Below are 13,017 nucleotides of genomic sequence, written 5' to 3'. Positions count from 1 at the left end.
ATTCTCCCTCTCGTCTGCGTTTCCCAAATATGTGCGTGGCGCACATATCTGGTCAAGTTGTTTTTTGTGCGCAGCGCACATATTCTCGGGCGCATGGAGACAGGAATCGCGAATTTGCTGGGGGCGCTCTCGCTCGCCGTGATGGACCGGATCGAGCAGGGCGCGCGCGAGGTCATCGGCCGTGGCGGCGAGACGCCGGCGGCGCTCGTCGTCATCGGATACGGGCAGGGCATGACCAATGACAAGCTCAGGCGGATCCTGGGCCTGTCGCATTCGGGAACGGTCCGGCTCGTGGACCGTCTGGTTTCGGACCGGCTGGTCGAACGCCGGCCGGGGAAGGACGGCCGGGAAATCGCTCTGTATCTGACGGAAGCGGGTGCTGCGACACGGAACGAACTGATGTCCTCGCGGATCTCAGCCGTTGGGTCGCTGCTTGACGTGCTGTCGCCGGCCGAGACGAAGCGGCTCGCAACGCTGATCCATGATCTGCTGGCGCGTCAGGACACCTCGGAGCTCGACCGCTTCACGATCTGCCGGATGTGCGACGATAGCGTCTGCACGAATTGTCCCTTGCCCACGACCAAAGGCAAACGCGCTCGCTAGCAGGGAGCGTGCGCCACTTCATCCAGCCGCGTCCGGCCCGTCCTTGTCGCCGAGCACGCCGAGCCGCTCGGCGATCCTGACCAGGTCGACCACCGACTGGACCTGAAGCTTGTCCATGATCGCGCTTCGATGTGCCTTGACAGTCCGCTCGGTGCTGCCGAGCTCGCGCGCGGCGAGCTTGTTCGTCTTGCCCTGCACGATGATCTCGAACACCTGCCGTTGACGCGAGGTAAGAGTCGAAAGACGGCTCCGCAACGCTTCCAGCTCGCCGTCGAGCGCGCGCACATTTCGATGCCGCGTGATCGCGCGCGAGATGGCGCTGAGCAGATCTTCGGACCCGACAGGCTTGATGAGGAAGTCGTCCGCCCCCGCCTTGATCGCCTTCACGGTGATGCTGACATCCGGATAGGCGGTCAGGAAGATGATCGGCAGCTTCGAGCCGCGTTCGGTCAGGCGGCTCTGCAGCTCGAGCCCGTCGATGCCGGGCATCCGGACATCCAGCAGAATGCAGCCCTTGCTGTCGTCCGGCTGCCGGTCGAGCAATTGCTGCGCCGATGCATAAGTGGCGACGCGGTAACCGCTCGCTTCGAGGAGTTGCTGGATGGCCGAAAGGTACGATGCGTCGTCATCCACGACATGGACGATGCCGGGCAATGATGTCTCCTGAACGAAAAGTAGCTGCTGTGCTTGCTTTTCTTGCTTGTTGGTGCAGCGCCTTCTCGTCCGGCATTGCCGGATCACGTCGCTCTTGATCGGCAGTTACGTCCTGAAATCGCGACGCGCAAATTAATTCTGAGTCAGTATTTGTGCCGAACGTCGACTGTGTCCTTTTGATCGCAGACGCGTGCTCGCGAGAGAGGCAGACGACGCGATCTCGTCATCCGAAGCCACGGCCTAGTTCGACGAAAGTCCAGTCCTGCGCCGCAGATCCGTAATTGCACGCAGAAAACTGTCCGCCGGCGTCGTTTCGGGATCGATCAGCCGGTGCAGGCGGAAGCCGTCTTCGAGCGCGAGCACGACGGAAGCCATCCACGGCGGGTTCACCGAGTTGTTTCTGCCATTGCCCTTCAACGTCGCCTCGACGATATCGGCGACGAGCTTGCGCCGCGCGCGCAGCCGTTTGGCAAGCTCGGGGCGGCGCTTCTCGGCGCGCGCGACGTAGAGGATCATCTCCATGTGGAGGAGGGGCGCGCGCCCGAGCGGATCCTGCCGGCTGCGGTCCATCGTCTTCAGCGCCGCGATGAAATCGTCGAGATTGTCGTGCTGGGCGAGGATGTCCATGTTGCGCCGGATCGACTGCTCGACATGATCCTCGAGCATGGCGATGATCAGCTCGTCCTTGCTCTTGAAGTTCGAATAGAACGCGCCGCGGGTGAAGCCGGCTGCCGCCGCGATCGCCTCGATGCTGGCGCCGCCGATGCCGTCCTCCTCGAACACGCGCGCGGCCGCCTCGAACAACTTGTCGCGCGTATCGTCCCTGGTCGGCCTGGTTCTCACCCTTGACATCAGCGCAGGTTAGGGCAGAATGCAACTCGATACAACAATGTATCGAGTTGATAACAGTTCAACGGTTTTGGGGATGGTTGCGCCGGGCAGTGGGGCTGCGATCGGCGTATTCGTGTCATGCGGCAACCGATCGAGGTCACCATGAACGAGCAAGTGCAACCCACCGGCAGCGATCCGCTGTTCAATCCGCTGTCGCCGGACTTCATCCGCGATCCCTATCCGCACTATGACCGGCTGCGTGCGATCGATCCGATCCACGTGACCCCGTTCGGCCAGTTCGTCACCAGCCGCCATGCCGACGTCAGCCTCGTGATGCGCGACAAGCGCTTCGGCAAGGATTTCGTCGAGCGCTCCAAGCGCCGCTACAGCGAAAAGATCATGGACGAGCCGGTGTTCCGCAGCATGAGCCACTGGATGCTGCAGTCCGATCCGCCCGATCACACCCGTCTGCGCGGCCTCGTGGTGAAGGCCTTCACCGCCCGCCGCGTCGAGGACATGCGGCCGCGCATCCAGGAGATCGTCGACCAGGCCATCGACGCCGTGATCGCGCGCGGCCACATGGACCTGATCGAGGATTTCGCCTTCCGTCTGCCCGTCACCATCATCTGCGACATGCTCGGCATCCCCGAGGATCATCGCGAGGTCTTCTACAAGAGCTCGCGCGACGGCGGCCGTCTGCTCGATCCCGTGCCGCTCTCGCCGGAGGAGATCGCCAAGGGTAATGCCGGCAACATGATGGCGCAGATGTATTTCCAGCAGCTGTTCGAGCTGCGCCGCAAGAATCCCGGCGACGACCTCATCACCCAGCTGGTGCAGGCCGAGGAGGACGGCAACAAGCTGACCAATGAGGAACTGACCGCCAACATCATCCTGCTGTTCGGCGCCGGCCACGAAACCACCGTCAACCTGATCGGCAACGGACTGTTGGCGCTCCACCGCAATCCGGACCAGCTCGCGCTGCTGAAAGCGCGGCCGGAGCTGATGACGAACGCGATCGAGGAATTCCTGCGCTACGATTCCTCCGTGCAGATGACGGGGCGCGTCGCGCTGGAGGATATCGACGATCTCGGCGGAAGGCAGATCCCCAAGGGCGAGACGGTGCTCTGCCTGCTCGGCTCGGCCAACCGCGATCCCGCCGTTTACCCCGATCACCCCGACCGGCTCGATGTCACCCGGCCGAACGTCAGGCCGCTGTCGTTCGGGGGCGGCATCCATTTCTGCCTCGGGGCCCAGTTGGCGCGTATCGAGGCCGAGATCGCCATCGCGACGCTGCTCCGGCGGCTGCCCGATTTGCGCATCGACGACGTCGAGAACCCGAAATGGCGGCCGACCTTCGTGCTGCGCGGCCTGACGCAGCTTCCGGCGAGTTGGTGACGACCTCGGCCTGGTTCTGCGAACCGGCTCCTCATCCTGAGGAGCCCGCAAAGCGGGCGTCTCGAAGGATGACGGGCCCCGCTGCATCCACGCGGCGATAGCCGGGCCTCGCCCTTCGAGACGGCCGCATTCTGCGGCCTCCTCAGGGTGAGGGTCTCTCGCCAGCGTTAACCTCCGCGCGCAACAGTCGCTGTGACTTCGCCACACTTCCCTCTATATAAGGGGCTGTTCCGGCGCGCCTGAAGCCTCAAGGCCAAGGTTTGCAGGGTCAAGGTTTGACCCGGGTGCCGGTTTGGCCGAGGGGAGACCCGTGCAGACGACGCTGCTCGGATTGGCGATTGCCTTCATTCTAGCGCTGCTGGCCGCGCTGATCGGGCCTTACTTCATCGACTGGAACCAGTTCAGGCCCCAGTTCGAGGCGGAGGCTGCCCGGATCATCGGCGTACCGGTGCGCGTGGCCGGCGAGCTCGACGCGCGGCTCCTGCCGGCGCCGACCCTGCGGCTGCGCTCGGTGACCTTCGGCGGCAACAACGATCTCGGCCGCCTGCGCGCCGACAAGCTCGACGTCGAGTTCAGCCTGGGCTCACTGATGCGCGGCGAATGGCGCGCCACCGAGCTGACGGTCGGCGGCATGGCGGTGGATCTCGGCCTCGACGCGCGCGGCCGGGTCGACCTGCCGTCCACCGCTAGCGGCAGCTTCAACCTGGCCTCGCTCGCCATCGAGCGGGTGAACCTCACCGGCCGCATCGCCCTGCATGATGCCGCCAGCCGCTCGACGCTGGAGCTGAACGACATCGCCTTCTCCGGCGACGTCCGCTCGCTCGCGGGCTCGGTGCGCGGCGACGGCAGCTTCAAGGTATCGGGCACGCGCTATCCGTTCCGCATCTCCTCAGGCCCGAGCGCCGACGGCAGCGCGACCCGTCTGCATCTCAACATCGATCCCGGCGAGCGCGCGATCCTCGCCGATCTCGAAGGCGTGCTCGCCTTCGACAACCGCCTGCCGAAATTCGACGGCGCACTGACGCTCGCGGTGCCTGCGGCGAAGAAGCCGGGCGAGGCGGGGCCGACGCCCTGGAAGCTCACCGCGAAGCTCAAGGCCGATCCTGTTGGTGCCAAGTTCGACCAGATCGACGCGAGCTTCGGCACGGACGACAATTCGTTGAAGGCCGGCGGCGTCGGCGACCTCAAATTCGGCGCCTCGCCGCTGCTGCGCGCGGTGCTGTCCGCGCGCCAGATCGATGCCGACAAGCTGGCCGGCAAGGACGATGCCGAGCCGCTGCGGATCCTGCCCGCGCTGCGCGCGGGCCTTGCGGCGATTCCGCAGGCGCCGATCCCGGCGCAGATCGAGTTCAACTCCGACCAGATCATGCTCGGCGGCCGGCCGCTGCAGAACATCGCCGCCGAGCTCAGGACCGACGGCCGGTCGTGGACGTTCCAGCGGCTCGACTTGCGCGCGCCGGGCATGACGCAGCTCTCGCTCAACGGCGCGACACCCGGCGCGGACAGTTTCAGCGGCCGCCTCAACGTCGAATCGTCCGACCCCGATACGCTGGTGGCCTGGCTCCAGGGCCGCAGCGAGATCAACCGCCGCAGCACGCGGCCGCTGCGCCTCGCCGGCGACGTGACGATTGCCGCCAACCATCTCGCCATCGACAAGCTGAAGGCGGACATCGAAGGCGGCGCCATCGAGGGACGGATTGCCTTCGTCCAGACCGGTGCTAGCAAGGGCTCGCGGATCGACGCCGAGCTCAGGGCCGACCGGCTCGATCTCGATGCCGCCGCGAGTTTCGTCCGCGCGCTGGCGGGGCCGCAAGGCGAATGGCCGGAGGAAGCCAAGCTGTCGCTCGATGTCGGCCGCGCCATCTCCGCGGGCCAGGAGCTGCGGCCGTTCGCGGCGAAGCTCGGCTATGGGCCGAATTCGCTGTCGCTGGAGCAGTTGCGGTTCGGCCAGACCAGCGGCGTGACCACGGAAGCGAGCGGCAGCTTCGATCGCACCAAGGCAACCGGCAAGCTTGCCCTGAAATCCTCGGCCAATGCGCTGCGCGAACTCACCGCGCTGCTCGAGCCGTTCGCGCCGTCGCTGCGCGCGCGCTTCGACGCGCTGCCGCCGCTGCCGGGCGCGACGCGCCTGAAGCTCGATCTCAGCCTCGACAGGAACGCCGAGCATGCCGATCGCAGCGATGCCCGCGTCGTGCTCGATCTCGACGCGCCGCAGCTCAAGGCGACGGCGACGCTCGCCGCGCAGGCCCAGCTCGCCGCCGTCAACGGCATCGACCTCGACAAGCTGCGCAATAGCGACTTCACGCTGGAGTCGAAGGTCTCGGCCCCCGAGTCCCGTTCATTGGTGGCCCTGCTCGGCCTCGACCGCGTGGTGGCCGCGGGCGAAGGTGCCGCGCAGTTCGAAGGCAAGCTCAACGGCGCCTGGCGGCGGCCGCTGCAATTGACCGCAAAGCTTGGTGGCGGCGGGCTGGATGCGGACGCGCAAGGCAGTGTCGAGCTGTCGGAGCCGAAGGCCAACGTGAATCTGCGCGTGCGCAACGTCAACCTCGCGCCGCTGTTCGGCATCGGCCCGGCGGACAAATCGGCGCAACGCGTCAGCCTGTCCTCGCGCCTCACGCTCGCCGGCAACCGCCTGACTTTCAACGATCTCGACAGCAGCGCAGGCGGCTCGCATCTGCGCGGCCATCTGGCGGTCACGCTCGAGCAGGAGAAGAGCATCGACGGCGAGATCGGCCTCGATACGCTCGACCTTGGGCCTGCGCTGGCGATGGCGATCGGCGCCGTGGGACATGATGCAAGCGAGCCGCTCAGCGCGGGGCTGCTCGGCGGCTGGCGCGGCCGCATCACCTTCCAGGCGTTGCACGGCACGATGCCCGGCGGCATCGAGCTGCGGCCGTTCGGCGGAACGATCCGCAGCGACGGCCAGTCGCTCGCGCTCGATGGCCTCAAAGGTGGCGTCGGCGGCGGCGAGATGTCGGCGAGCCTCGACGCCCGCAACGGTCCGGGCGGTCTTGCATTGAATGCGCGGATCGAGCTCAGCAATGTCGATGCGACCGTGCTGCGCTACCGCGACCTCGCGCTGCCCAAGGGACGCGCCTCGGTGCAGATGGCGCTGACCAGCCAGGGCCGCAGCGTCGCGGCGCTGACCGGTGCGCTCGCCGGCAACGGCACGGTGACGCTGGATTCCGCCGAGATCAGCGGCCTCAATCCGCGGGCCTTCGAGATCGCCATTCGCGCCAGCGACGGCGGTCAGGTCGGCGACGATAACCGCTTGCGGCAGCTGGTCGAGCCCGCGCTGTCGGCCGGCCCCATCGCGGTTGCCTCGGCGCAGATCCCGTTCACGATCCGCGACGGGCGCTTGCGTGTCGGCGCGACGCCGCTGGAGGCGAAGAACGCCCGCGCCATCGTGTCCGGCGGCTACGACATTCCCGCCGATCAGGCCGACATCCGCGCCAGCCTGACGCCGATCATGACCGGGCTCTCCGGTGCGCCGCCCGAGATCCAGTTGTTCGCGGCGGGCCCGCCCGACAGGCTCAATCGCACCGTCGACCTCGCGCCGCTGTCGTCGTGGCTCGCGGTGCGCACGATCGACCGCGAGACGCGCCGTCTTGACGCGATCGAGCGCGGCGAGCCGCCGCCGGCGACCGCCGCGCTGCCGACGCTGGTTTCGCCCGATCCCGTGCCGGAGCAGGCGCCCGTGAATGTGCCGCTGCCCGGCCAGGATCCGCGCCGTGCGCCGCCGGCCAAGGCCAAAGCAGAACCCAAGGCTGAGCCCAGGGCCGCGCCGATTCCGAAGGCGCCGCAGGCCGCTCCTGCCGCACCAAGCCCGCCACTGACGAGCCCGCCGCTCGCCAGCCAGCAGGTCGCGCCATTGCCGCCGCCGATCGAGGTGCGGCCGGCCCCGGGCCCCGCGCCCGCAAAGCCCAAGCCAAAGCCGCCGCTGGTGCTGACGCCGCAGAACCCCTGAGGCCGGCGCGAGTCGGATGCCGCAAACATCCGTCATGCCCGGGCTTGTCCCGGGCATCCACGTTCTTTCTTCTCTGCGGCGAGCCGTGGATGGCCGGGACAAGCCCGGCCATGACGGCGGAGAGGCATCGACGTTCGAAGAGCTTGGCCGACAGCGTCGTTGTGGCCATCCTTCGAGACGCCCGCTTTCGGCGGGCCCTCAGGATGAGGTCGTGCTTCCCGGCGACATCCAAAACCCTCATGGTGAGGAGCGCCGTCTTCGGCGCGTCTCGAACCATGCAGGCCGGGCAGCTTCACAGTCCTCGTCCATCCCAGCCCTCGCGCCCCGGTTAACCCATTCCCTCGCATTTGAATGAATTTTAGTCGGCAAAACTGATCTGCCGGTTTTACCGGATTTGCGCGTTTCATCTCTAGCGTTGGTTCCCAGAGGAATTCGGCGTCGCGCCCGCTCGGGCGGGACGGCCCGCCAAAGACGACCAAGAACTGGGGTATCGAGATGAACGGGGCGAAATCGCTTCTGCAGGATCTGGACGACGCGATCGCGCGCGGCACCGACGAAAGCCGTGCGAAGGCGTTGTGGCACGCGACCGACATTCTGATTACGGGCCGCTACAGCGACGACGAGATCAGCATGTTCGGCGAGGTCATCGGCCGGCTCGCCGACGAGATCGAAGTGGCTGCCCGGGCGCAGCTCTCGGATCTGATGGCGGCGTGCGATCACGCCCCGCTCAACGTCATCGAGAAACTCGCCCTCGACGACGAGATCGAGGTCGCCGGTCCCGTGCTGCGGGAGTCCAATCGCATCGACGAGAAGATGCTGGTCCAGAGCGCCCTGACCAAGGGCCAGGCGCACCTGCTCGCGATCTCGCAGCGCGATCAGATCGGCGAGGCCGTGACCGACGTGCTGGTCAAGCGTGGCAACCAGGAGGTCGTGACCTCCGTTGCCAAGAACGAGGGCGCGCGCTTCTCCGGCTCGGGCCTGCTGCATATGGTCCGCCGCGCTGAGGGCGATTCGATTCTCGCCGAGCAGCTCGGCCTGCGCAAGGACGTGCCGCGCCATATCTTCCAGCAGCTGATCTCGAAAGCGTCGGAAGACGTCCGCCGCCGGCTCGAGACCGAGCGTCCCGAGATGATGGCGCAGATCCAGAGCTCGGTGACCGAGGTCACCGGCGACCTGCAATCCAAGTTCGGCCCGTCCTCGCGCAGCTATTTCGTCGCCAAGCGCGTGGTGACGACGCAGTACCGCCAAGGAAACCTCAACCAGGATTCGATCTCGAACTACGCGCGCCAGCACCGCTTTGACGAGGTGCAGATCGGCCTGTCGCTGCTGTCGGCGCTGCCGGTCGACGTGATCGAGCGCGCGCTGATGGATCGCAACCGTGAGATGCTGCTGGTGCTGTGCAAGGCGCTCGACTTCTCCTGGGACACGACGATGTCGCTGCTGTTCCTCGGCGCCAAGGATCATCTGATCACCGCGCGCGAGCTGCAGGACAATGAACGCGAGTTCGGCCGGCTCAAGATCGAGACGTCGCGCAGCATTCTCAAATTCTACCAGTCGCGCAAGAACAGCGCGGGTGCCGATTCCACCTCGGGCCGTCAGCCCGAGCTTCAGGTTCACTGAGCAGGAATTCGAGAGGGGAGTATTTGCAATGTTGCCTCAATTCGGCACCGCAGTTCGCAAGAAGAGCCTCAACAAGCCTGTTGCCGTCGATCCCGACGGCGGAGCGCCCGACAAGGCCTCGGTCGACGCCGCCTGGCTCGTGCTCGAAGCCGCCAACGATCTCGGCGACCACGCCGCGATCGAAGCCTGCCGCCGCGTCATCGATGCCGAGCTGAACGGCACGGTGGCCCGCAGCGCGGACGTCGATCTCGTGCTGGGCTATTTCAGGTAAGACACGTCGCGGCCCGGATCGCCTTCGCTCCATCCGGACTGCGCGATTGCCTCTCCGTCGTCATTGCGAGGAGCCCTTGCGACGAAGCAATCCAGGCGGTTTCCACGGAAAAGTCTGGATTGCTTCGCTTCGTTCGCAATGACGGAATTCTGAGTGCCGTCATCGCTCCGCAGACTGGCGCAATCACTCCCGAATTTCTCCGCGCTCGAACCGGGCCACGACTTCTCCGGCGCACATCGTCGCGGATGAACGTCAGCCCAACGCGGCTCGTGTTCCCTGCAGGCCTGACATGATGTGTCTGAACGCCGCAACGTTCAGAAGTGAACATACGGAACCGCGAAAGCCCGCCAAACCTTGCGGATAGCCTCTGCGCTCCGCGCGGACCAGTGACGCAGACGCGGCCGCTCCCAGAGATTGGATTCAACCTGGATTCCGCGTCGACATGCGATCGGGAATCCGGGAGAGAGACGATGTCTGATCATGCGCCGACCGGCCTTGCGGGGATCGACCAGCTGCCCTGGGGCACGCATCTGTGCCAGTTCTTCGGCAGCGGCGACCAGTTGCGCGAGACGCTCGTGCCGTACTTCAAGGCCGGGCTGGAGAATGGCGAGCGTTGCCTGCTCGTCGCGATGGACCCCTTTGGCGCCGATGATGCCCGCAGCGCGCTGCGGTCGGCGGTCGGCGATTTCGATCGGCGCGAGCTGTTAAAGCAGATCGAGATTCACGATGTGCGCACCTGGTACGCGGCGGGAAGCCGCATCGACGGCGTGCAGATCGTCGAAGGCCTTCTCCGCAGCGAAGCGCAGGCCCGCGCCGACGGCTACAGCGGCTTTCGGACCAACGGCAATATCGGCTGGGTCGAACCCGGCCAATGGGCCGACTTCCAGGACTACGAGGCGCGCGTCACACGCGGGCTCAAGGGCCGCCGCATGATCTCGATGTGCAGCTATTGTCTCGACCGTTGCGGGCCGCAGGAGGTACTCGACGTGGTCTGCCGCCATGACTTCACGATTGCTTGCGAGGGCAATGGCTGGTCCGCCCAGGCGACCGGCCGCGACGAGACCGCAAGACTCAACGAGAGCGAGCGGCATCTGTCCGTTCTGGTCCGCGAACTCGAGCACCGCATCAAGAACAATCTTGCGACCGTTCAGGCGCTGGCGGGCTTCACGGTCAGGCGCGCCGGCACGCTCGAGGAGTTCGAGAAATCCTTCACCGGCCGTATCGCCGCGTTGTCCAGGACGCATTCGCTCCTCACCGACGGCGCCCAGGGCCAGGTGCCGCTGCGCCAGCTCGTCGAGAACGAGCTGTCGATCTACGCCGACCGCGACGATGGCCGTCTTCTGGTTGCGGGCCCGGACGTCGATCTGCCGGCGCAGGTGGCGGTGTCGTTCGGCATGGCGATCCACGAACTGACCACCAATGCGGTGAAGCACGGCGCGCTGTCCGCGCGTGGCGGACGGCTGGAGGTCGACTGGTATCGCACCGGTGGCGACCTCCAGTTCGAGTGGAACGAGCGCGATCTGCGCTTCATCGTCGAGCCCGCCCGGACGGGCTTCGGCACGCAGCTCCTGAAGCGGCTGCTTCCGCATCAACTCGATGCCCGCGTCGAGCTGAACTTCGAGCCTGACGGACTGAAGGCACGGATCAGGCTGCCGCTGTAGCCGTGCCCCTGCGCTTCAACGCAAAAGGCCCCGCCGAAGCGGGGCCTTCCAGTTCGATCGTGCTGCTCGCACTAATCGTCCCAGTGATGGTGGCGGCGGATCACGATGCCGCGGTCGTAGTCGCGGTCTCGATGGTACCAGCCACGATGCCAGCCGCGGTCATGCTCGTAGATCCGCGCGCGCGGGCCGTCATAATAGTCCCTGTCGCCGCCGACATAGACACCGAAACCGGCCGCGTTGGCGATGGTGGGGGCACCGATTGCGAGCGTCGCTGCCGCCGCAAGAGCGTAAGTGAGCTTCCTCATCTGTTCCTCCTTGGTCTGCATCGTCGCGGGGTCAACGGCTGCGGCCACGACCCGTTGCAGGAACAGGGACGAAACTTTCTTGAATGTCTGTTCAGGTTCGCGGCATGAAACCGTGGATCCCCGCAATCGACAACGCCGCGTCCCGGGACGGGGCGTTGTCGATGCGCGCATTGCCGCGGGGCACGGCGCGTCACGCATGCTTACGCGTTGGCGCCGCCATCCACGGTCAATGTCGTGCCCGTGATGTATTTGGCCTTTGCGCTCGCCAGGAACGCAACTGCGCTCGCGATGTCGTCCGTCGCGCCGTACCGGCCGAGCGCCATGAACTGCTTCAACGTCTCCGCGGTCGGTCCGTGCGCCGGGTTCATGTCGGTGTCGATCGAGCCCGGCTGCACCAGATTGACGGTGACGTCCCTGGGGCCGAGCTCGCGGGCCAGGGCCTTGGTGAAGGCTGTCAGCGCCGATTTCGATGCCGCATACATGCCAAGCACCGGCGAGGGCACGCGGTCGGCGAAATAACTGCCGATGGTGATGATGCGGCCGCCCTTGCCGAGATAGGGCAGCGCGGCCTTGCTCGCCACGATCGGGGACCGGACGTTGACGTTCAGCAGCGCATCGATGTCGGCGAGCGCGATGTCGTTGAGGCCGCCCAGGCGGAGAATTCCGGCGTTGTTGACCAGGATGTCGAGTCCGCCCAGCTCCGCGACGGTCTTGGCGACAGAGGCCTGAACGGCGGCGACATCGGCGCTGTCGGCCTGGATCGCCACGGCCTTGCGTCCGCCGGCCCTGATCGCGTCGACGACCTTCGCAGCGCTGTCTGCCGACTTCTCGTAGGTGATCGCGACATCGGCGCCTTCCGCGGCCAGCGTCTTCGCGATGGCTGCACCGATACCTCTGCTGGCGCCCGTCACCAGGGCCCGTTTTCCTTGCAGTGTCATTTGTCCTCTCCAATTCTGTAACGATCGACACAGAATATGTGTGGCCTTGAAGGAAACGGTCAAGTCAATTATGTGTTGATCATTACAGAAATGAACGATGGGACAGCACGCGATGGCAGGCCGGCCGCGGGAATTTGACCGGGACGCAGCACTCGAAGCCGCCATGTTCCTGTTCTGGCGCAAGGGCTTCGAGGCAGCCTCGATGCACGACCTCTGCGACGCCATGGGCGTCCGCTCGCCCAGCCTCTATGCCGCCTTCGAGAGCAAAGAGGCGCTTTATCTCGCCGCTTTCGAGCATTACGTCGCCACCGAGGGGCAGGCGGTCTGGGACAAGCTCGGGGAAGGTGCCACCGCGCGAGCCGGCGTGGAGAATCTGCTGATCGGCATGGCCGAGGCGCTGCCGAAGTCCCGCACGTCGCCCGCAGGCTGCATGGTGGCGCTGGGAGCCGTCAGTGACGAATGGCCGGCCGCCATCACGCGTGCGGTCAGGAAGGTGAGGCTCGACCTGCTGGACAGCTTGCGCGCACGGCTGGAGGCCGCGATCGCCAATGGCGAATTGTCCGATGCAGTGGACGTCGAGGCGCTGGGCCGGTTCTATCTCAGCGTCATCCAGGGCATGGCCATCCAGGCCAAGGACGGTGCGACGGCGGCGGAGTTGAGAGGCGCGGCGAAAACGGCCATGGCGGCGTGGCCGGGCGGGGCCTAAAAATAGCCAAGTCTGCAGGTGAAGTCTGCAGGTCAGGTCTGCCGGTCAGGTCTCGACGAGACAGGT

General features: G+C 66.1%; 11 protein-coding genes. 7 read left to right on the top strand and 4 right to left on the bottom strand.

Annotated features, from left to right (window positions below; translation table 11 throughout):
• The first annotated feature begins 114 nt into the window (after positions 1-114).
• The gene (locus A7X65_RS23055; protein ID WP_245323778.1) at positions 115-603 is read left to right on the top strand and encodes a MarR family winged helix-turn-helix transcriptional regulator; all 489 of its coding nucleotides are present in this window, start codon (positions 115-117) and stop codon (positions 601-603) included.
• A gap of 18 nt (positions 604-621) precedes the next feature.
• Here A7X65_RS23055 and A7X65_RS23050 read toward each other — a convergent pair whose 3' ends face one another.
• Both A7X65_RS23050 and A7X65_RS23045 read right to left on the bottom strand, forming a co-directional pair.
• Positions 622-1,257: a response regulator transcription factor gene (locus tag A7X65_RS23050; protein WP_063689152.1), complete on the bottom strand. Its 636-nt coding sequence runs from the start codon at positions 1,255-1,257 to the stop codon at positions 622-624.
• A 240-nt stretch (positions 1,258-1,497) separates the two neighbouring features.
• Positions 1,498-2,109: a TetR/AcrR family transcriptional regulator gene (locus A7X65_RS23045; RefSeq protein WP_063689149.1), complete on the bottom strand. Its 612-nt coding sequence runs from the start codon at positions 2,107-2,109 to the stop codon at positions 1,498-1,500.
• A gap of 141 nt (positions 2,110-2,250) precedes the next feature.
• On the opposite strand from A7X65_RS23045, the gene A7X65_RS23040 reads away from it, so the two are divergent.
• From A7X65_RS23040 to A7X65_RS23015, 5 genes are all read left to right on the top strand, one after another.
• Positions 2,251-3,483 (top strand): cytochrome P450, encoded by a 1,233-nt coding sequence (locus tag A7X65_RS23040; RefSeq protein WP_063690733.1) that lies wholly within the window; start codon positions 2,251-2,253, stop codon positions 3,481-3,483.
• Positions 3,484-3,793: 310 nt separating this feature from the next.
• Complete coding sequence (locus tag A7X65_RS23035) at positions 3,794-7,450, top strand: AsmA family protein (protein WP_063689146.1); 3,657 nt, start codon at positions 3,794-3,796, stop codon at positions 7,448-7,450.
• Positions 7,451-7,945: 495 nt separating this feature from the next.
• Entirely contained in the window at positions 7,946-9,070 is a 1,125-nt protein-coding gene (locus A7X65_RS23025) for a DUF2336 domain-containing protein (RefSeq protein ID WP_063689142.1), read from the top strand.
• A gap of 28 nt (positions 9,071-9,098) precedes the next feature.
• Positions 9,099-9,341, top strand: coding sequence for a hypothetical protein (locus A7X65_RS23020; RefSeq protein WP_063689140.1), 243 nt, complete (start codon positions 9,099-9,101; stop codon positions 9,339-9,341).
• Between the two features lie 470 nt (positions 9,342-9,811).
• Positions 9,812-11,002: an MEDS domain-containing protein gene (locus A7X65_RS23015; protein ID WP_063689137.1), complete on the top strand. Its 1,191-nt coding sequence runs from the start codon at positions 9,812-9,814 to the stop codon at positions 11,000-11,002.
• 71 nt (positions 11,003-11,073) lie between these two features.
• On the opposite strand, the gene A7X65_RS23010 is transcribed toward A7X65_RS23015, so the two are convergent.
• Both A7X65_RS23010 and A7X65_RS23005 read right to left on the bottom strand, forming a co-directional pair.
• A complete protein-coding gene (locus tag A7X65_RS23010) occupies positions 11,074-11,307 on the bottom strand; it encodes a hypothetical protein (RefSeq protein WP_063690731.1) in 234 nt (77 codons plus the stop codon).
• 200 nt (positions 11,308-11,507) lie between these two features.
• Positions 11,508-12,245 (bottom strand): 3-oxoacyl-ACP reductase family protein, encoded by a 738-nt coding sequence (locus tag A7X65_RS23005; RefSeq protein ID WP_063689129.1) that lies wholly within the window; start codon positions 12,243-12,245, stop codon positions 11,508-11,510.
• A 112-nt stretch (positions 12,246-12,357) separates the two neighbouring features.
• On the opposite strand from A7X65_RS23005, the gene A7X65_RS23000 reads away from it, so the two are divergent.
• A complete protein-coding gene (locus A7X65_RS23000; RefSeq protein ID WP_063690729.1) occupies positions 12,358-12,951 on the top strand; it encodes a TetR/AcrR family transcriptional regulator in 594 nt (197 codons plus the stop codon).
• Positions 12,952-13,017 lie beyond the last annotated feature (66 nt).

Origin of the sequence: Bradyrhizobium stylosanthis (assembly GCF_001641335.1) — a bacterium.
GTDB lineage: Bacteria > Pseudomonadota > Alphaproteobacteria > Rhizobiales > Xanthobacteraceae > Bradyrhizobium > Bradyrhizobium stylosanthis.
This window is presented reverse-complemented; position numbering and strand designations above follow the sequence as displayed.

Coding starts and splice junctions, on each gene's coding strand:
- A7X65_RS23045 (WP_063689149.1), bottom strand. CDS start 2,109: ATGTCAAGGGTGAGAACCAGGCCGACCAGGGACGATACGCGCGACAAG.
- A7X65_RS23040 (WP_063690733.1), top strand. CDS start 2,251: ATGAACGAGCAAGTGCAACCCACCGGCAGCGATCCGCTGTTCAATCCG.
- A7X65_RS23025 (WP_063689142.1), top strand. CDS start 7,946: ATGAACGGGGCGAAATCGCTTCTGCAGGATCTGGACGACGCGATCGCG.
- A7X65_RS23020 (WP_063689140.1), top strand. CDS start 9,099: ATGTTGCCTCAATTCGGCACCGCAGTTCGCAAGAAGAGCCTCAACAAG.
- A7X65_RS23015 (WP_063689137.1), top strand. CDS start 9,812: ATGTCTGATCATGCGCCGACCGGCCTTGCGGGGATCGACCAGCTGCCC.
- A7X65_RS23010 (WP_063690731.1), bottom strand. CDS start 11,307: ATGAGGAAGCTCACTTACGCTCTTGCGGCGGCAGCGACGCTCGCAATC.
- A7X65_RS23005 (WP_063689129.1), bottom strand. CDS start 12,245: ATGACACTGCAAGGAAAACGGGCCCTGGTGACGGGCGCCAGCAGAGGT.
- A7X65_RS23000 (WP_063690729.1), top strand. CDS start 12,358: ATGGCAGGCCGGCCGCGGGAATTTGACCGGGACGCAGCACTCGAAGCC.